The 18,164-nt window shown below is 74.4% G+C and carries 13 protein-coding genes; 1 reads left to right on the top strand and 12 read right to left on the bottom strand.

Annotation, left to right across the window (positions count from 1 at the left end; genetic code table 11):
* Window positions 1–58 precede the first annotated feature (58 nt).
* The 11 genes from ACIRQY_RS12180 to ACIRQY_RS12130 form a co-directional block, all read right to left on the bottom strand.
* Window positions 59–1,150, bottom strand: coding sequence for a 3-deoxy-7-phosphoheptulonate synthase (locus ACIRQY_RS12180; protein WP_403924306.1), 1,092 nt, complete (start codon window positions 1,148–1,150; stop codon window positions 59–61).
* Window positions 1,151–1,729: 579 nt separating this feature from the next.
* Window positions 1,730–2,752, bottom strand: a complete 1,023-nt coding sequence (locus tag ACIRQY_RS12175; protein WP_403924303.1) for a ketoacyl-ACP synthase III family protein — start codon at window positions 2,750–2,752, stop codon at window positions 1,730–1,732.
* Window positions 2,753–2,838: 86 nt separating this feature from the next.
* The gene (locus ACIRQY_RS12170) at window positions 2,839–4,791 is read right to left on the bottom strand and encodes an anthranilate synthase family protein (protein WP_403924300.1); all 1,953 of its coding nucleotides are present in this window, start codon (window positions 4,789–4,791) and stop codon (window positions 2,839–2,841) included.
* A complete protein-coding gene (locus ACIRQY_RS12165; RefSeq protein ID WP_403924299.1) occupies window positions 4,788–5,450 on the bottom strand; it encodes an isochorismatase family protein in 663 nt (220 codons plus the stop codon). Before ACIRQY_RS12165 ends, ACIRQY_RS12170 begins: the two co-directional genes overlap by 4 nt.
* A 124-nt stretch (window positions 5,451–5,574) precedes the next feature.
* A complete protein-coding gene (locus ACIRQY_RS12160) occupies window positions 5,575–6,345 on the bottom strand; it encodes a 2,3-dihydro-2,3-dihydroxybenzoate dehydrogenase (RefSeq protein ID WP_351781285.1) in 771 nt (256 codons plus the stop codon).
* Window positions 6,342–7,886 carry an amidohydrolase family protein gene (locus ACIRQY_RS12155; protein ID WP_403924296.1) on the bottom strand — a complete coding sequence of 515 codons (1,545 nt, stop codon included), beginning with the start codon at window positions 7,884–7,886 and terminating at the stop codon, window positions 6,342–6,344. The genes ACIRQY_RS12160 and ACIRQY_RS12155 overlap by 4 nt, the downstream gene beginning before the upstream one ends.
* Window positions 7,886–8,176, bottom strand: a complete 291-nt coding sequence (locus ACIRQY_RS12150) for a phosphopantetheine-binding protein (RefSeq protein ID WP_403924293.1) — start codon at window positions 8,174–8,176, stop codon at window positions 7,886–7,888. Before ACIRQY_RS12150 ends, ACIRQY_RS12155 begins: the two co-directional genes overlap by 1 nt.
* A 6-nt stretch (window positions 8,177–8,182) precedes the next feature.
* On the bottom strand, window positions 8,183–10,114 hold the full coding sequence (locus ACIRQY_RS12145; protein WP_403924290.1) for a (2,3-dihydroxybenzoyl)adenylate synthase: 1,932 nt from the start codon (window positions 10,112–10,114) through the stop codon (window positions 8,183–8,185).
* Window positions 10,114–11,184, bottom strand: a complete 1,071-nt coding sequence (locus tag ACIRQY_RS12140; protein WP_403924287.1) for a ketoacyl-ACP synthase III family protein — start codon at window positions 11,182–11,184, stop codon at window positions 10,114–10,116. Before ACIRQY_RS12140 ends, ACIRQY_RS12145 begins: the two co-directional genes overlap by 1 nt.
* Window positions 11,181–12,521 carry a salicylate synthase gene (locus tag ACIRQY_RS12135; protein ID WP_403924284.1) on the bottom strand — a complete coding sequence of 447 codons (1,341 nt, stop codon included), beginning with the start codon at window positions 12,519–12,521 and terminating at the stop codon, window positions 11,181–11,183. Before ACIRQY_RS12135 ends, ACIRQY_RS12140 begins: the two co-directional genes overlap by 4 nt.
* Window positions 12,522–13,230: 709 nt before the next feature.
* Window positions 13,231–13,815, bottom strand: a complete 585-nt coding sequence (locus ACIRQY_RS12130) for a TetR family transcriptional regulator (protein WP_403924695.1) — start codon at window positions 13,813–13,815, stop codon at window positions 13,231–13,233.
* Window positions 13,816–13,919: 104 nt separating this feature from the next.
* On the opposite strand from ACIRQY_RS12130, the gene ACIRQY_RS12125 reads away from it, so the two are divergent.
* Window positions 13,920–14,855, top strand: coding sequence for an oxidoreductase (locus tag ACIRQY_RS12125; protein WP_403924282.1), 936 nt, complete (start codon window positions 13,920–13,922; stop codon window positions 14,853–14,855).
* 354 nt (window positions 14,856–15,209) lie between these two features.
* Here ACIRQY_RS12125 and ACIRQY_RS12120 read toward each other — a convergent pair whose 3' ends face one another.
* Window positions 15,210–17,921, bottom strand: coding sequence for an FAD/NAD(P)-binding protein (locus ACIRQY_RS12120; RefSeq protein ID WP_403924692.1), 2,712 nt, complete (start codon window positions 17,919–17,921; stop codon window positions 15,210–15,212).
* Window positions 17,922–18,164: the final 243 nt, after the last annotated feature.

Genomic DNA, 18,164 nt, shown 5'->3' with positions numbered 1-18,164 from the left:
TGGGGGGATCCGGCCGGGGATCCGGAGGCCGGGGCCGGGACGGCGGCGGGGCCGGGGCCTACGCGCGGGCGCGGCGGGCGTCCACGGCGGCGGCCAGCACCTCGATCATGCGGGCGGTCTCCTGCCAGTCCACGCAGGCGTCGGTGACGCTCTGTCCGTAGGTGAGCAGGTCCGTGCGGCCGATCTTGAGGTCCTGCCGGCCGGCGGTCAGGAAGCTCTCGATCATGACTCCGGCGACGCCCTCCTCGCCTGCGGCGATCCGCCGGGCGATGTCGTCGATGACGAGCGACTGCCGCTCGTGGTCCTTGTTGCTGTTGCCGTGGCTGGCGTCGACGACCAGCTGGCGCGGGAGTCCGGCGGCGGCGAGCTGCGCGAGGGCCTCGGCGACCGGGCCCGCCTCGTAGTTGGGGCCGCTGCTGCCGCCGCGCAGGACCACATGGCCGTCGGGGTTGCCCTCGGTGCTGACCACGGCGGCCCGGCCGTCGTCCCCGATGCCGGGGTACACGTGCGGGTGCGAGGCCGAGACGATGGCGTCGACCGCGTCCTCGACGCCGCCGCCGGTGGCGTTCTTGAAGCCGATCGGCATCCCGAGGCCGCTGGTGACCTGCCGGTGCACCTGGCTCTGCACGGTACGGGCGCCGATCGCGCCCCAGGAGACCGCGTCGGCGAGGTAGTGCGGGACCATCGGGTCGAGGAACTCGCAGGCGACGGGCAGTCCGCTGCCGGCGATCTGGGCCATCAGGCCACGGGCCAGCCGCAGTCCGCTGGGCAGGTCCTGGGAGCCGTCGAGCCGTGGGTCGCTGAGCAGGCCCTTCCAGCCGGTCCGGGTGCGGGGCTTCTCGACGTAGACCCGCATGACCACCAGGAGCCGGTCCCGGTGCTCGGCGGCGAGCGCGGAGAGCCGCTCGGCGTAGGTGAGGGCCGCGTCCGGGTCGTGCACGGAGCAGGGGCCGGCGATGACGACCAGACGGTCGTCGAGGCCGTCGAGCACCCGGGAGATCTCGCGGCGGCCCCGCTGGGCGGTCTTGCGGGCGAGCGGCGGGAGCGGGATCTCCTCGCGGAGCTCGGCGGGCGTGGGCAGCCGGGCGGCGGCCCGTGCGCCGGAGAAGGTGGCGAGGGGGGAGCTGACGGGGATGCTGATGAGGCTCATCTGGGATGTCCCTTCATGGACGAGGTGACGGCTGGGTGGAGTTGGTGCGGGAGTGCGGGTGCGAGGGGGCGGCGGTCGGACACTCGGGGGTGCGGGAAGCGGGATGCGGCAAGCGGGGCGGCTTTCGGCTTTCGGCTTTCGGCGGCGGGGAAGCGGGTCGCCCGGTGCCGTCGGGCGTGGGGGTGCGCGGCGGACCCGGGGCCTTCGGCGGTACGGGCACGGCGTCGGGTGCCCTCGGCGGTGCGGGAGCGCGGCCGGGTCGGACGGCCCCGCCGGTGAGAGGGGGCGGAGGGCCGCGCCGGCGCGGGTGCGCGGAGGGCGACGCGGCTGGCCGGAGCCGTCGTCGGCGCGCGGGAGTCGCGGGGTTTCGCGGGTGCGCGAGCCGTCGTGCGGGTGCTGGTGGGCCGTCGTGCGGGTGGCCGATGTGCTGCTGGGTGCTGGTGTACCGCCGGGGGCCGGTGGGCGGATCGGTGCCGGTGGGCGGACTCGGCGCTCGTGAGCCGTGGCGCCGGGGGCGCGTGCCGTGGTGGACACGGGTCCAGCGGGGCTCGTACGCCTTCCGCCCGGGGAGTCCGGTGGTCAGACGCCGTCGGCGGTGAGGACGGCGGCGGAGAAGGTGAAGCCCATGCCCGTACCGATCACCAGGATGCTGTCTCCGGGGTTCAGCAGGTCGTTCCTGAGCAGGTGGTCGATCCCGTACAGCTGGTCGCAGGGGCCGAGGTGACCGATCGTCAGGCCCAGTTCGTGCAGGGAGGCGCGGGGCGCGATGTCCAGGTGCCGGACGAAGCTCTCCCGGTGCAGGGTGCGTCCCACGAAGGGGGTCACCAGCCAGTCGATGCCGTCCGGGGCGACTCCGGCCTCTTCGAGGGCGCGGCCGACGACGCTGCGGGTGCGCTCGACCGACCTGGTCTGCACCTCGCGCAGGGAGATCTCCCCGGTGGCGAGGAACTCCCGGGTCCTGCGCCGCATGTCCGGGCGCTCGCCGGGGGCGGTGCGGAACGGTTCGGCACCCCGGGACAGCCCTTCCAGGACGGTGTCGGTCTCGCTCACCAGGGAACGCAGCCGCAGCCGCCCGGTGTCGCGGGTGACCACGGCGGCGGCGGCGCCGTCGCCGAAGACCATGCCGGGCGAGGTGTACCAGCGGTCGCTGGGCGGGGCGAACCGGTCCGCCAGGGTGATCAGGGCGGAGGGCACGTCGGGGCGGGCCATCAGGGTGGAGGCGGCCACGTCGACGGAGGCGAGCGAGCCGTTGGACCAGGCGGCGACGGTCATCGGCATGCTGTTGAGGGTGGGGCCGAGGAGTTCCCGGGCGATCCAGCAGGCGGCGGGCCACATGTCGATGCCCTGGAAGTGGCCGTGGCTGTGCAGGACCAGGGAGTCGGTGTCGACCCGCGCGCCCTTCTCCGCGGCCTCCTTGACGGCCTGCCGTCCGACGGTGACGGCCATCTCCGGCGGTGCGGCGGCCGAGCGGGAGTAGCTGATCATGCCGGTGCTCGCGGCGGCATCGGCCGAGTACGAGCCTTCGGCCACCGCCTCGGTCACCGGCACGAGTTCACCGAGGGTGCCTCCGGTGCCGGCGATCCATATGTTGTCGAAGCGCATCGGACAGGTCCTTTCCAGGGTGGGCGCGGTGGGAGGGGCGGGGTGGCCGGTGGTGCGGGTCCGGACTTCCGTTACCGGTTATTAAGCTATGCAGGTATCGGGGTCGCGGCAACGGGCTCCCGATAAAGCTCCGTTACCTCTCCGAGCAGCTCGGACACGAGGTGGGCGAGGAGTTCGCCGCCGCGCAGGGTCAGCACCGAGGCCGGGTGGAACTGCACCGAGGCGAAGCCGGGGCCGCGCAGCGCGTGCACCTCACCGGTCTCCTCGCGGAACACCCGGACGTGCCCCGGCCTGCCCCGGCTGTCGATCAGGTCCCGCTCGGAGCGGGCCGCGAAGGTGTTGTAGAAGCCGACCGGTTCCCTGCGGCCGAAGCAGTCGATGTGCCGCTGGAGGCCCTGGGTGGGCAGGGGGTGCCGGACGATCGGGAGCCCGAGGAGCGTGCTCAGGACCTGGTGGCCGAGGCAGACGGAGAGGAACGGGACGCCCTCGCGCAGCAGTTCGGCGGTCACCTCCCGCATCCGGGCGATCTTGGGGTCGTGCACGTCCCGGGGGTCCCCCGGCCCGGGGCCGACGATCACCAGGTCGTGCGCCTCGGGGCGGAACTCCTCGTCGAACCGTCTCACCACGATCCGCAGCCCCTGTGCCTCCAGCAGATGGCGGGCCATCGCCGTGAAGGTGTCCTCGGCGTCGATCACCAGGACCCGCCGTCCGGCCAGGCCCGGCACCGCGCGGTCCCGGTCCTCGGGCGGCCGGAACCAGAAGTCGGCCAGCGGCTCGTTGCGGGCCGCCAGCGCCCTCAGCACCTCCGGCCTGGCCGCGAGGGACGCCATGGGGGCGAGGCCCGCCGGGGTGCCCGCCGGGGAGCGCAGCGCCTCGATCAGGCCGGCCGCCTTGGCGCGGGTCTCGGCGGCCTCGCCCGCCGGGTCGGAGTCCCGCACGAGGGTGGCGCCGACCGGGATGCGGACCCGTCCGGCCGGGTCGATCTCCGCCGTACGGATGAGGATGGCCGAGTCCATCCGGCGGGCGCCGGACCCGTCCCGGCCGATCAGCGCGGCGACCCCCGCGTAGTAGCCGCGGCCCTCCGGTTCGTGACGGCTGATCACCTCGCAGGCGCTCTCCAGCGGGCCGCCGGTGACGGTGGGGGCGAACAGGGTCTCCCGGAGGATGTCCCGTACGTCCAGGGAGCTCCGGCCCTCGATGTGGTACTCGGTGTGGGCGAGCCGCGCCATCTGCTTGAGGGCGGGGCCGGTGACCCGGCCGCCCAGGTCGCAGACCCGGCCCATCATCTTGAGCTCCTCGTCGAGCACCATGTACAGCTCGTTGGCCTCCTTGGGGTCGGCGAGGAAGGCGAGCACCCCGTCCAGGTCGGGGCCGTCGGCCGGATAGCGGTACGTGCCGCTGATCGGGTTCATCACGACCTGACCGGCGTCCAGGCTGATGTGCCGCTCCGGTGAGGCCCCGACGAAGGTGCGGTCACCGGTGTGGACGACGAAGGTCCAGTAGCCGCCGGGGTCACGGCCCGCGAGGCGGCGGAAGAAGGACAGGGCGGTGGCCGCGGACCAGTCGTCGATCCGGGCGGTGAAGGAGCGCTTGATGACGAAGTTGGCCCCGGCGCCCCGGCCTATCTCCTCGGTGAGCACCCGGCGCACCCGGGCCGCGTACTCCTCGTCGTCGGCGTCGAAGCATCCCTCGTCCATGGTGATCGGCAGGTCGGGCAGGGCGGCCAGCACCTCGTCGAGCGGCAGCACGGCCTGGTCCTCGACGGTCATGGTGAGCAGCGGTGCCCCGTCGTCGGGGCAGGCGTACCCGCGTTCGCGGATCTGCCGGTAGGGCAGCAGGGCGAGGACCTCGTGCCGGGCGCCGCCGCCGTCGTACGGCGGCAGCGGGATGTCGGCGATCAGCTCGCGCGCGGTGGTGGCGCCGACGACCAGGTCGATCCGGTCGGGCCCGGTGGCCCCGGGCCGGTGCAGCAGGGCGAACGGCGGTGGATCGGCGCCGAGCACCCGGGCGAGCAGCGGGTGGGGGCTCGTCGCGTTCATCGCGCGCCTCCGTCCAGTGCCGCGAGGACCGCACGGGTGGAGACGGTGACGGAGCAGCGGGTGGAGACGTACTCCAGGGTCTCGCGGTGCCGTTCGGCGGAGAAGTCGGCGACCGCGTCCCCGACCACGAAGGTCTGGATGTCGTGGGAGAAGCCCTCGTGGGCGGTCATCAGGATGCCGACGTGGGCGTACACCCCGCAGATCACCAGCTGGTCGCGGCCGGTGCGGCGCAGCAGGCCGAGCAGGTCGGTGCGGCAGAAGGCGCTGGGCCGCCACTTGGTGAACACCTCGTCGCCGGGGGCTGGGGCGATCCGCTCGGGGATGGCCCGGTGGTCCGGGTCGGCGCTCATCCCGGCGCCCCAGAAGTCCTTGAGCAGGCCCCGCTGTTCGTCCGTCATGCCGCCGGGCTGGGCGGTGTAGACGACCGGCGCGCCCACCTCGGCGAAGGCCGAGCGCAGCGCCTCGGTGTGGTCCATCAGATCGGTCAGCGGCTGACGGCCGGTTTCCGGGCCGCCGTGGCCGAAGGGGCTCAGGAAGTAGTTCTGGAGGTCGTGGACGAGCAGGACCGCCCGGTCGGGGTCGACGGTCCAGGGCGCCGTGTTGCGCGGCAGCTCGTCCTCGGCCGGCATGGGATAGGAATCGATCAGCGGGATCGCCATCGCGGGCTCCAGTGGGCAGGAGAAGGGAAAGGGAAGGGACAGGGGTGGGGGGCCGGGTGCCTGTGTGGCTGTGCAGGTGTGTGGTGTGTGGGGGGGGCGGGGGTGGTGGACAAGGGGGCGCCGTTCAGACGCCGAGCGCGGCGCCCCCGTCCACCGTCAGACCGTGCAGGGTGATGTGCGCGGCCCGGTCGGAGAGCAGGAAGAGGACCGCGTGCGCGATGTCCTCCGGCTGGGCCAGCCGGCCGAGCGGGATGCCCAGCCGGTACGTGCCGGGCGAGCCCTCCACGGACGGCCGGGCCGCGTCGCCGTCCCCGTACATCGCGGTGAGCATCGGCGTCTCGGTGGAGCCGGGCGCGACCACGTTGCAGCGGATGCCGAACCTGGCCAGTTCGAGGCCCAGCGTCTTGGTGAAGCTGGTGGCGGCGGCCTTCGAGGCCGCGTAGGCCGCCATGTTCCAGCGCGGGATGCCCGCCGCGTTCGAGGCGACCGTGACGATCGCCCCGGACCTGCGCGGCACCATCCGGTTGGCGACCGCCCGGCTGACGTGGAAGACCCCGGTGGCGTTGACCGCGAAGGTGAAGTCCCAGTCCTCGTCGCTGAAGCCCGCGACCTCACCGGTGCGCAGCACCCCGGCGGCGTTCACCAGGTGGTCGAGCGGCCCCAGTTCGCGTTCCGTGCGGTCGACCGCGGCGTCCACCTCCCCGCTGGAGCGCACGTCCACGCCCAGGGCGAGGACCGCCGCGCCCGCCGTCCGCAACTCCTTCACCAGCGGTTCCAGGGCGATCGGGTCGGCGTCGAGCAGCGCGACCCGGGTGCCCTCGGCGGCCAGGGCCCGTGCGACCGCCGCCCCGATCCCGCCCGCCGCGCCGGTGACCAGGGCCGTCTTCACGCTCATCGCCGTTCCTTCCGGTCGGTGGAGAGGGATGCCGTACGGGCTCGGGCCAGCCTGCGGTCCGCGAGCGTCTCGGTGCGCAGCCGCAGCCGCGCGGCCACCGCGTCGGCGTCCACACCGAGGCAGCGGACGGTGAAGGAGCCGAGGGCCTCCAGGTACTCGGCCTCCAGGGCCTCTTCGTCGAGCCGGGTGGACCGGCCCTCGTCGATCAGGACCCGGCCCGCGACGACCACGGTGTCCACGTCCATGGAGCCGCCCAGGGAGAGGAAGCCCTCCAGTGGGCGCGGGTTGAGGAGGTAGCGCCAGTCGTCGGCCCTGACCAGCAGCAGATCGCCCTGCTTGCCCGGCTCCAGGCTGCCGATCCGGTCGCCCTGGTCGAGGCCCCGGGCCGGGATGCGGGTCGCCATCGCCAGCGCGTCCGTGGGCAGCACCTCGGTCGGGTCGGCGTACATCTCGTTGTAGACCTGCCACACCGAGCGCATCGCCTCGGCCATCCCGCCGATCGGCATGGCGGCGCCGTCCGTGGAGAGCGACACGTCGAGTCCGGCGCGCCGGAACTCCGGGAAGAGCCGGGTCTCCGTCAGGGACGCCTCCCCGGCCGGTCCGTACTTGGCCGGTGAGTGGCTGATGTGCGCGCCCGCCCCGATCAGCAGGGCCCGTTCGCCCGCGTCGGCGAAGGCGCAGTGCACCGCCATGAACCGATCGGACAGCAGACCGAGGTCGGCGAACCGGCGGACCGGGGTCGATCCGTGGTACGCGAGCATCACCTCGGCCTCGTTGCGCAGCGCACCGACGTGCGCGGCGAACGGGACGTCGAAGCGGGCCGTCAACTCGGCGAAGCCGTAACCGAGTTCGTCGGTCATGTTGGTCCCGTACACGGCGGTCGGCCAGGCCCGGACCAGGCCCTCGGGGTCGGCCGCGCAGTCGATCAGCAGCTTCTCGATCCGCTGGAGTTCGTCGTCCGCGTCCCGGGTGCGGCGGAATCGGGTGTCCCCGGGGGCGCACACGGCGTCCGAGGCCCAGGTGCTCACCGTGAGGCGCATCCCGAGGTCGCGGGCGGCGCGGGCAAGTGCCTCCGGTTTGTTGAGGGAGCCGACGTCACCGAGCGCGGTGACGCCCGAGCGCAGTTGGGTCCACATCGAGTAGCGGGCGATGGCGAGGGCCTCGTCGGGAGTGAGCCGGTCGACCTGGCCGTGGAAGGAGTCGAAGATCACGGAGATCTGCGGGACGTCGCCGCCGAGCGCCATGAACACCGGTTTGTCGTCGCGGTCCGAGGCCTCGCGCAGCGCGCCCTTGAAGGGGAAGCGCATCGCGAACATCTCGTGCCAGTGCGGGTTGACGAAGCCGGGCAGGATCATCCGGCCCCGGGCGTCGATCGTCCGCAGGGAGTCGAGCTGCCCCGGTGCGATGCCGGCCTCGACCTCGCCGGTCGGGCCGATGGCCGTCACCACGCCGTCCTGGATGAGGACGGCGCCGTCGGGGACGACCCGGTCGGTGGCGTCGGCGGGGTAGAGGCAGCCGCCCTTGACCAGCAGGGCGTCCATCAGGCCACCTCCTCGGTACGGGTGTTCCAGGCGGCGGTGAGGTGGCGGTGCCAGTCGTCGAGGGTGGGGGCGGCGGCGAGTTCGGCGAACTCGGCGGGCAGGCCCTGCCGACGCCAGCGGGTGACCAGGCGCATCATCTCCAGGGAACCCAGGCCCAGATGGACGAGATGGGCGTCATCGGTGAGGGCGCCGGGGTCGGCGCCGAGCACGGTGGCGACCTCTTGGCGGAGTTCGGCAGCGGAGAGCGGCGCGGTGCGCGGTGCGGTACGGGCGGCACGTGTGGCGGCCATGGTGGTTCACCTCTTCGGTGAGGACGAGACGGAGACGGAGACAGAGAGGGAAGGGAGGGGGGTGGAAGGGGCGGAGAGGGAGGGGGAGGGGGAGGGGGTGGACTGCGCGGAGTGGAGGGAGCCGGACGGGACGGAGGAGTCGAACGGGGTGGAGGGGGCGGACGGGGTGGAGGGGGCGGACGCGCCCGGAGCTGGCGCGGCATCGGGGCCGGGCGCGGCACCGGACGGTGCGGTCCCCGGCGACCCGGCGGGTGCCCCGGTGGACTGTTCGGCGGACGGCTCGGCGGGCTTCCAGCCGCGGGGCAGCGCGGGATCCGCGGCGGCCGCCGCGAGCACCTTCTTGTCGATCTTCCCGAGCGGGGTCAGCGGCAGGTCCGGTACGAACTCGGCGCGGTCCGGCAGTTTGTAGTCGGCGAGGCCCCGGGCGTGCAGCGCGGCCTTGAGCTCCGGCAGGGCGGGCCGCTCCGCGCCCGCTCCGGTCTCCTCGCGGTCCGCGCGGGCGACCAGGAAGGCGTAGATGCGCTCGCCGAGGAACTCGTCCGGCACCGGTACCACCGCCGCCGCCGCGATCCCCGGGACGGTGAGCAGATGGGCCTCCACCTCACCGGCCGCGATCTTGTCGCCGCCCCGGATGACGACGTCCTTGAGCCGTCCCTGGACCACGAGCCGGCCGTCCTCGGTGAGACTGGCCAGGTCGCCGGTGCGGTAAAAGCCGTCCCCCGTGAAGGCCCTGGCGTTGTGTTCGGGGGCCCGGTAGTAGCCGCGCAGGGTGTACGGCCCCCGGGTGAGCAGCTCTCCGGTGACCCCGGGCGGGACCTCCGCGCCGCGCTCGTCGACGATCTTCAGCTCGTCGGCGGGCGAGACCGGCCACCCCTGGGTGTGCAGGACGCTGTCCGGGGTGTCGTCGGGGCGGGACATCGTGAGGAGCCCCTCGGCCATGCCGAACACCTGCTGGAGGCGGCAGCCCAGTTCGGGGCCGACGCGGGCCGCGAGTTCCGGTTCGAGCCGTGCCCCGCCGATCTGGAGCACCTTGAGGCTGGACAGGTCGGCGTCGGACCACTCCCGTTCGTCGAGCCAGAGCCGTGCCACGGTGGGCACCACCGAGGTCAGGGTGACGCGTTCCCGCTCGATCAGCCGGAAGCAGTCGTCGGCGGTGGGGTCGGGGGCGAGGACGACGGTCCCTCCGGCGGAGAGCGTGCCGACCACTCCGGGGCAGCCCCAGGTGAAGTTGAACTCCACCGGCAGCGCGGCCAGATAGACGTCCTCGGTGGTCAGACCGGCGAGCGCGGCGACCGTGCGGGTCTGGTAGGCGTAGTCGTCGTGGGTGCGCGGGATGAGTTTGGGCAGTGCGGTCGTGCCGCCGGAGAGCAGGAAGAAGGCCACGTCGGAGGGGTCGTTGGGGGGCAGTTCCACCGGTTCCGCGTTGACAGCCTCCAGGGGGACCACGGCGGGCGATCCGGTCTCGCCCTGGGCGAATATCCTGCGCAGGGCGGGCAGTCCGGCGGCCGTCTCCAGGGCCAGCGCGGTGTGGTCGAAGCCCCGGAAGACACCGGGGACGATGTAGCCGGAGGCGCCCGACAGCGCGCACAGGTGCCGGATCTCGTTCGCCCGGTGCGAGGTCAGCGAGAACACCGGCTTCGCTCCGGCCCGGAAGAGGGCGAACGCCACCTCCACGAACTCGGGGACGTTGGGCAGCTGGAGGACGAGCCGGTCCCCCGGCAGCACGCCCTGCCGGACGAACCCGGCGGCCCTGCGGTCCACCCGGTCGGCGAACTCGGCGTAGGAGACGCGCTCCTCGCCCGCCACGAGTGCGGTGGCGTCGCCGTACCTCCCGGCCCAGGCGCGCGGCAGCGAGCCCAGGTCGGTGCCGTCCCACAGCCCCTCCCGGCGGTAGCGCTCGGCCGTACCGGCCGGCCAGGGGGTGCATCCTTCGAGCATCACAGGTCTTCCTCCGGTCGTGCGGTGGCGGGCAGATAGGGCTCGGTGATCTCGACGACGGCGCAGGCGACCTCCATGCCGGGGCCCGCCGCGAGCAGCAGCACGCGGTCCCCCGGTCCGACCTCGCCCCGGGTCCAGAGCCGTTCGAGGCCGATGAACGGGTCGGCGGCTCCGATGTGCCCGATGCTCCGGGTGAACTCCCAGGTCCCGTCGGCCGCGTCGACGTCCAGCGGGTCGAGGTAGATGGTGTGGAGGGCGCCTTCGGAGTAGCCGGTGTGGCAGATCCGGGCCACCTGCTCCAGGCTGGTGTCCGCCTCCGCCAGGACCCGGTCGACGGCGTCGGCGACCACATCGCCCAGGTGCACCTTCGGCGGCGCCGCGCCCTGGGCCCACCGGCTCCGCCAGTAGTCGCTGCGCTCCTCGAAGTTGAGCGACCGGCCGACGGTGATGCCGGGCGGGAAGAGTTCCTCCCCGCCCCGGTGGAGCTCCTCCATCACGGGGGCGGAGACCGATCCGACGGACAGCAGCCGGGCGAAGCCGCCCCGCCGGGAGACCACGGCGGCGGCGCCGCCGTCGGCGAGGAGGAACAGCCGGGAGGAGTTCCAGCGGTCCACCAGGGAGGGGGAGAAGTTGTCGGCCGCGGTGAGCAGGACGGCGTCCTTGCCGTCGTCGGCGGCCAGCCGGTGGGCGGCCATCTCCAGGGCCGTCAGCATCCCCAGGCAGCCCGGTCCCACCTGGGCCGCCCCGATGGGCCGGTCCAGGGTGCGGTGCAGGACGTAGTGGGGTGCGGACCAGCCGTCGGGTCCCTGGTGGTAGGTGGCGCAGTGCAGCAGCGCCCCGAAGTCGTCGGCGGTGAGCCCGGTGCGGGCGGCCCGCCTCAGCGCGGTGCGGGCGGCCCGTACCGCCATGTCGGGGGCGGGGAGGTCCTCGGCCACCCGGACCGCCAGCATCCCGGAGGCCTTCCGGTCGGCCTCCCCGTACCGGCCGTCGGCGACGGCGTCGGCGGTGGTGACCTCGTCGGGCAGCCAGCTGCCGAGCCCGGCGAGGTGCACCTCGCCGGTGACCCTCATCGGGTGCCGCCCGCGGGCACGAGGAACCGGGCGACGCTGTCGAGCTTCTCGCAGGTCTCCTCGAACTCGCGCTCGGGGGTGGAGTGTCCGACGATGCCCGCGCCGGCCCGCAGCCAGGTGCGGCCGTCCTTGCGGTAGGCGCTGCGCAGGACCAGGGCCGCGTCCATGGAGCCGACGTGGTCGACGGTGAGGACCGCGCCGCTGTAGAGGCCGCGGGACTCGGGCTCGTGGCGGAGGATGGAGTCGTACGCCGCCGACTTCGGCACTCCGGAGGCGGTGACGGCGGGGAAGACCGCGCCGAAGGCGTCCCACGCCTCACGGCCCGGGGCGAGCCGTCCGGCCACCCGGGAGGCGAGGTGCTGCACGCTGCCGCGCTCGCGGATCGCCATGAACTCGGGGACCTCGACCGATCCCTCGACGCAGACGTCGACCAGTTCGTCCGCTCCGACCTTGACGGAGATGGCGTGCTCGTAGACCTCCTTGGGGGAGCCGAACAGGTCGGCCCGCAGGCCCTCGTCGGTGAGCAGGTCGCCGGTGAGGGCGCGGGTGCCGGCCAGCGGCTGGCTGACGACCCGGCCGTCCTCGGAGACCTGGACGACGATCTCCGGGCTGAAGCCGATGGCCTCGGTGCCGCCCAGGTTGAGCATGAAGGAGCGGGCCGGGTTGTTGCCCCGGCGCCCGGCGACGTAGGTGCCGGTCAGGTCGACCTCGTCGTCGACCTCGACGACCCGGGACAGGATGACCTTGTGCAGTTCGCCCGCGTTGATCTCCGCGACGGCCTGCCGTACCGCCTCGCGGTACTGGTTGCCGCCGGTGGCGTGCACGTCCAGCGGGCGGGGCTGCCCGGCGGCGGTCGGCGCGGTGCTGGCGACGGTGGTGAGGAGGGCGTCGAGGGTGGCCTGGTCCGCGGCGCGCAGCAGGGCGTGCCCGGCCTCGAAGCGGACCTCGGCGCGCGGCACGATGAGGTGCATGAGGCGGCCCTCGCCGATCCGGTCGAGGTCGCCGCTCTTGGCGTAGGACAGTTCGAAGGTCGCCCAGCCGTAGGCCCGCCAGTACGGCACGGCGACGGTGCCGAGGAGGTCGGAGACCAGGCGCAGGGGCTGCCCGTCCCAGGGGCGGAAGGCGTCCGTGCCGTCCTCCTGGGTCAGCCGGGCACCGGTGCGGTCGAGCGTCAGTTCGGCGCGCACGCCGCCCGCGTAGGACCAGCTGCCGCCGTTCTCGTAGACGACGTAGGACTCGTGCAGTCCGGAGTCCGCGAGACGGGCGGCGACCAGCAGCGGGTCCTCGGTGAGCTGGAGCTGGGTCTCGAAGTAGTGGCGCGGGGCGATGGGGCTCATCTGGGGTTTCCTCCTCCGTAGCGGTTACCTTCAAAAACGATACGGAGGTAACTGCCGTTGCCCCAGGGGCCCTTGATTAGCACTCCTGATCGGAGTGCGAACAAGGCGGAGGACGGGGCGGGGAGGGACTTCGAGGGGGGGACGGGAGAGGTCGCCGCCGGGGCGGGCGGGGAGGGAGGGGTTGGCGGGCACCCTGACTCCCGGGGGCCCACGCCGCTGGAGGGCGGCTACGGCGCCGAGCGGGGTGCGGGGCACCAAGGGGGCGGGACGCCGAGCGGGGCGGGGGACGATCCCGAGCCGCTGGGATCACCGGGCGCCGGGCCCTGCGGCCGGGAAGTCCGGCGCCGGGGCCCCGGCCTCAGAGGGATCACGGCGCCCCGGAGGTCTCGCCGGAGAGGCCGGAGAGACCGGAGAGACCGGACGGCCCTGCGGCGCCGGGATTTCCCAGGGCCCGGGAGGGCTCGATGCCCGGCGCCCGGCGCCCGAGGGGCCCGCCGGACGGGAGGACGTCGAGGCGGACGGGGACCCGTCAGGGCAGCGGACGCACCGGCGCACGGGGCGCCAGGGGCTCCGCCCCGGAGCGTCGGGGATCCGGCGTCACCGGCGCGGGCGCCGCCGGAGGCCGGGCGGGGCCGGACTCATGACACCCGGCGGCGGCACAGCAGGGGTGCGGGTGCGGGTGCGGGCACGGGCGCGGGCGCGGGACAGCTCACCCGACGGAGTCCAGCGCCGGGGCGATCGTGGCGAAGGCCCGGCGGGTCAGTTCGGCGGGGTCCTCCGCACCGCCGCTGCCGCTCCACCGCCGCAGCACGGCGTCGAAGGCGGTGAGCGCCATCCCGGCGGCCAGCCGGGGGTACAGATCGGTGTCGGGGTCGAGCCTCAGGCGCTGCGCCAACTCCGCCGCCAGGTCGTCGCGCCACTGGTCCTGGCGCTCCAGGAAGCGTGCGCGCAGAGCCGGGGTGCTCAGAATCAGCCGCACCACGCGCAGCGCCCGGTCGGAATGGTCGGCGCAGGCGGCCATGGAGACCCAGACGGCGTGCTGCAGGGCCACGGAAGGGCGCTCCTCGCCGGGGCGGGACGCCAGCGCCGCGCGCATACCGGTGCCCATGTCGACCAGGAACTGGACGACCACGTCCTCCTTGGAGGCGAAGTACCGGAAGAACGTCCGTTTGGACACGCCGGCGGTGGCCGCGATCTCGTCGATGGTGACCGCGTCGAAGCCCTTCAGCGCCAGTAGTTGCAGCGCCGCTTCCCTCAGCTCGTCGGAGACGAGCTGACGTTTGCGCTGGGCCATGGTGACTTCGGGACGGGGGCTCACCGGGCAACCCTATCGCCATGCCATCCATGGCACGCGGTAACTTCTTGACACCAAGTGCCATGTACGACAGCGTGTGCCGCATGACGAAGAAGCGACACTGGACCGCAGATCACCTCCCGGACCAGACCGACCGGGTGTGTGTCGTCACCGGAGCCAACAGCGGCCTCGGCCTGGAGACCACCCGGGCACTCGCCCGCGCGGGCGGGCACGTGATCATGGCGGTACGCGACGAGGCGAAAGGCCGCCTGGCCGCCGCGGGGATCACCGCCGAACAGCCCGGCGCCGCCCTTGAGGTGCGGCGCCTCGACCTGGCCGACCTCGATTCCGTCCGGGCCTTCGCCGATCGGCTGCGCGCGGATCGACCGCGGCTGGACGTGCTCGTCAACAACGCCGGTGTGATGGCGCCGCCCCGTTCAGTGAGCGCCCAGGGCCACGAGCTGCAGTTCGCCTGCAACCACCTGGGCCACTTCGCGCTCACCGGCCTGCTGCTCGACCTGCTGACCCACGGCAACGACCCCCGGGTGGTCACGGTGAGTTCGACCAACCACCGGCAGGGCCGACTCCACTTCGACGACCTGTCCGGCGAGCGCACGTACTCGCCCATGAAGTTCTACAACCAGTCGAAGTTCGCCAACGCCGTCTTCGGACAGGAACTCCACCGGAGGCTGACCGCTGCCGACAGCCCGGTGCGGGGCCTGCTCGCCCACCCCGGCTACACCTCCACCAACCTCCAGACGAGCGCGCCGGTCGGCATGGTGAAGGTGCTGTTCGGCCGCGTTCTCGTCCCGCTCGCCCAGCCCCCGGAGCAGGGCGCGCTGCCCCAGCTGTACGCGGCCACCGCCCCCGACGCGAAGGGCGGCGAGTTCATCGGGCCGGACGGCTTCGGTGAACTGCGAGGCGGCCCGACGCGCGTGCGGCTGTCCACTGCGGCAGCCGATCCCCTGACCGGCCGCCGCCTGTGGGAGCTGTCGGAACGACTCACCGGCGTGCGGTTCCCCCTTCCGGCCCCTCACTGACGAAGGAGTCGTACGGGTGGGGGTGGGGGTGGAGGTGGGGTCATGGCGGGTGAGGGAGCGGTTCGGCCCGCCCGGACGGGCGCCTCCTCCTGTGCGCGATCCGGCCCCACGGTCCGTGCTCATCGAGCGTGACGCGAGTCTTGCCGGAGCCAAAATCGGAGCCTGAGCCGAAGCCGAAGCCGAAGCCGTAGCCGGAGCCGGTGTCCAGGCGGACGGTGATGTCGTCGGGCGGCGGCCCGAGGCCATCCGGACGGTCCCGGGCAGCCGGGCCACCGGGCAGCCAGCGTCGGCCGAGGCACCAGCACCAGCACCAGCACCAGCACCAGCACCAGACATACGGGAGGGACGGCCGCGTCAGGGATTCCCGTACGCCCCCGGCTCCCCGCGCGGCAGCGCGTTCGCGCGGGTGCGGTCGTGCGGGGAGGGCCTCCGGCTCAGGCGCTCCTCAAGACGGGTCCGGGCCTCCCCCGGGCGGCCCGCCGCGACCAGCGCGTACAACAGGGCCTCCTCGGCCACCTCGCGCTGGGCCGCGCTGCCGCCCGCCCGGTCCAGCGAGGGGAGGACCCGGCCGAGACCGGCCGCCGCTTCGCCCCACCGCTCCTCGGCGAAGTGCTCCAGGGCCTCGCACAACGGTGCCACCACCTCCCGCCGCACCCGGTCCCCGCGCAGCGCGTGGGCGCGCAGCCGTCGCAGCCCCGGCGGATCGGCGGCGGCGGCGAGGGCGAACGCGGCGTGCATCGCGGTGAAGGCGGTGTCCGGGCGCTCCAGCAGGTCCCGGTCGATCACGTCCAGAACCTCGTGGACCTCCGTGCCGCCGTACCGGCCGCCGGTGAGCCCGACCCGCCACAGCAGCGTGCAGGAGTCCACCAGGGCCCGGGGCCCCCGCACCTCGGCGGGCGACAGCTCGGCCTCCCACCGGCGCCGGGCCGAGGCCCCGTCGCCAAGGGCCAGTTCGTGCAGGGCCGCGTGCCAGGCGAGGTGGGCGCGATGGGCGTCGGCGTGTCCCTGACGGTCGGCCAGCCACCGGTCGAGCCGCTCCAGACCCGCCCGGTGTCGGCCGCGCTCGTAGTCGACGTGGGCGAGCGCGTGGACGGCGTGCCCCGACGCGGGCTCCGCCGCCAGGGCCTTCCCCGCCAGCGCCTCCGCCTCCTCGTACCTGCCTTCCTCCTGCCGTACGAGGGCCAGTACCGAGGCCGGGAACCAGTGCTCCGGGCGGGCCGCGTACGCCCGTTCCGCCAGTCGGCGGGCGGTCGGACCGTCGGGACCGGACAGCCCGGAGGAGGTGACGCCGGGCACGGCGACGGCGAGCGCCGTCAGGTCCCCGGGGTGGGCGTCCAGATGACGCACCAGGGCCTGGCCGCCGCCGGTGCCCCGTACGTGGTGCGCGACCGCCTCGACCCAGGACCGCTCGTGCGCGCTCCCCCGTTCCGCCACCGCCCGCCGGGCGTCGGCCAGGGCGCGGGCGACGTCCACACCGGCCCCGGCCCCGGCCTCGTGGCCGGTCAGGGCGAGCGCGGCGTGGGCGAGGGCGAAGCCGGGGTCGAGCGCGGCGGCCCGGCGGAACGCGTGCACCGCCCCTGGCCTCGGCGTCAGCAGCCGCTCCGTACCCGAGCGGTAGACCGCGGCGGCGGCGTCATGGGTGCTGAGCTCGAACCCCGAGGTGTCGCGGGGCGGTCGCCGTACGGGCGCCGCCGCCGGGGCGGGTCCCGCGAGGTGGCCGAGGACCGCGTCGGCGACGGCCGCCGCCTGCCCGCGGATCTCCGGGACGGCGGTCGTCTCCCACAGCTCGCCGCGGCGCGGCGCACCGAGCGTCCACACCGGCCGCCCGGCCCGTCCGTCCGCGCCCCGGAGCCGCCCCCGGTCGGTGCCCACGCCCATGCCGAGCGGGCCGGGCACGGCCCCGCCGTCGTCGAGCAGCCCGCGCCACAGCGGATCGGTGGTGTCCTTGACCGGCGCGTACGCGCCCGTGCAGTTGACGACCCAGCCGACCGTCAGCTCCCGGGTCTCCCGGCCCTCGGGCGGGGCGAGGACGACGGTCAGCGATCCGTCCGGGCCGGTGCGGGCGTCGACGACCCTTCCGGCGCGGGGCCGCAGCCGCCGGGTCCGGCGCATCCGCGACACGGCCTCCGCCGTCGCCGGGGGCATCCGGTGCCGGTGCACGTTCCACAGCGCGCTGTCCTGCTCGACGAACGCGGCCCGGTCCTCCTCCGACAGGGCTCCCCACAGCCGTGCGGTGAGCGGACGCAGCCCGTCCACGGCGGGGCGCCAGTCCCCCTGGGCGGCGAGGACCCGGCCGACGTGCCGCCGGACCGCGGCCTTCAGTCCCACCAGCGGGAGTCCGTCCAGATGGTCCTCGCAGGCCGCGGCGGGCAGCGGGGTCAGGGCGTGCGACTGCGGCAGCCGTCCGCCGCGCGAGACGGCGTGCACGGTACGGCCGGGGCGGTCCAGGGAGAGGGCGATGTCCACCGAGGTCAGTCCGGTACCGACCAGGAGCACGTCCCGCGTGCCGCCCTCGGCGAGGACCGCGTCCAGCGCCCCGGGCGCCCAGGGATCGGTGACGAACCGGCCGCTGCGGCGCAGTCCGGCCGGTGCCCAGTGCGGGGCGGCGACCGGGCCGGGCCCGGTGGCCAGCACCACGCAGTCCGCGTCCACCGCGCCGCCGTCGGCCAGTTCGATCCGTGCGGTACGGCCCTGCCACCGGCAGCCGGTGGCCCGGGTCCTGAGCCTGCGGACGGCGACGGTGCCGTGCGCGGCGATGACGGCCCGGCCGAGCGTGTCGGCGAGGTACGCCCCGTACCGCTGGCGTTCGACGAAGTCCGAGGCCGCCACCTCGGGCGAACCGTGACGGCACAGCCAGCGCACGAAGTGCCCCGGGTCGTCGGGGTAGCAGCTCATGTTCCCGGCGGGCACGTTCAGCCGGTGCCGGGGGTCCCCCGTCGCGTACGCCGCCCCCCGCCCGGCCTCGGGCCCCGGGTCGATCAGCAGCAGCTCCAGCGCGCTGCCCCGCCGCGCCGCGGCCTCACAGAGCTGCACCGCGACCATGGCCCCGGCCGCCCCGACCCCCACCACCGCGACTGCCCGACGTCCCGCCGAAGACCGCTGCACCACGACACCGCACCCCCTGTCGACCACGGCCGCCCACCACCCGGACCGGCCGCCCCCATCCTTTCGGAGTACGGCCGCTTTTCCAGGCGTTCCCCGCAGTTCGACCACCGGGCGGGGGCGCTCTCGGGTGATCCGTGGCGCCGGGTGCCCGGTGGTTCGCCGAACGGGCCGGACGACCGCAGCCGGTGCCGGTCGCACTCGCCG

Source organism: Streptomyces sp. NPDC101490 (genome assembly GCF_044767145.1).
Classification (GTDB): Bacteria; Actinomycetota; Actinomycetes; order Streptomycetales; family Streptomycetaceae; genus Streptomyces.
The sequence above is the reverse complement of the archived record's forward strand: the minus strand, read 5'-3'. Positions and strand labels throughout refer to the sequence as shown.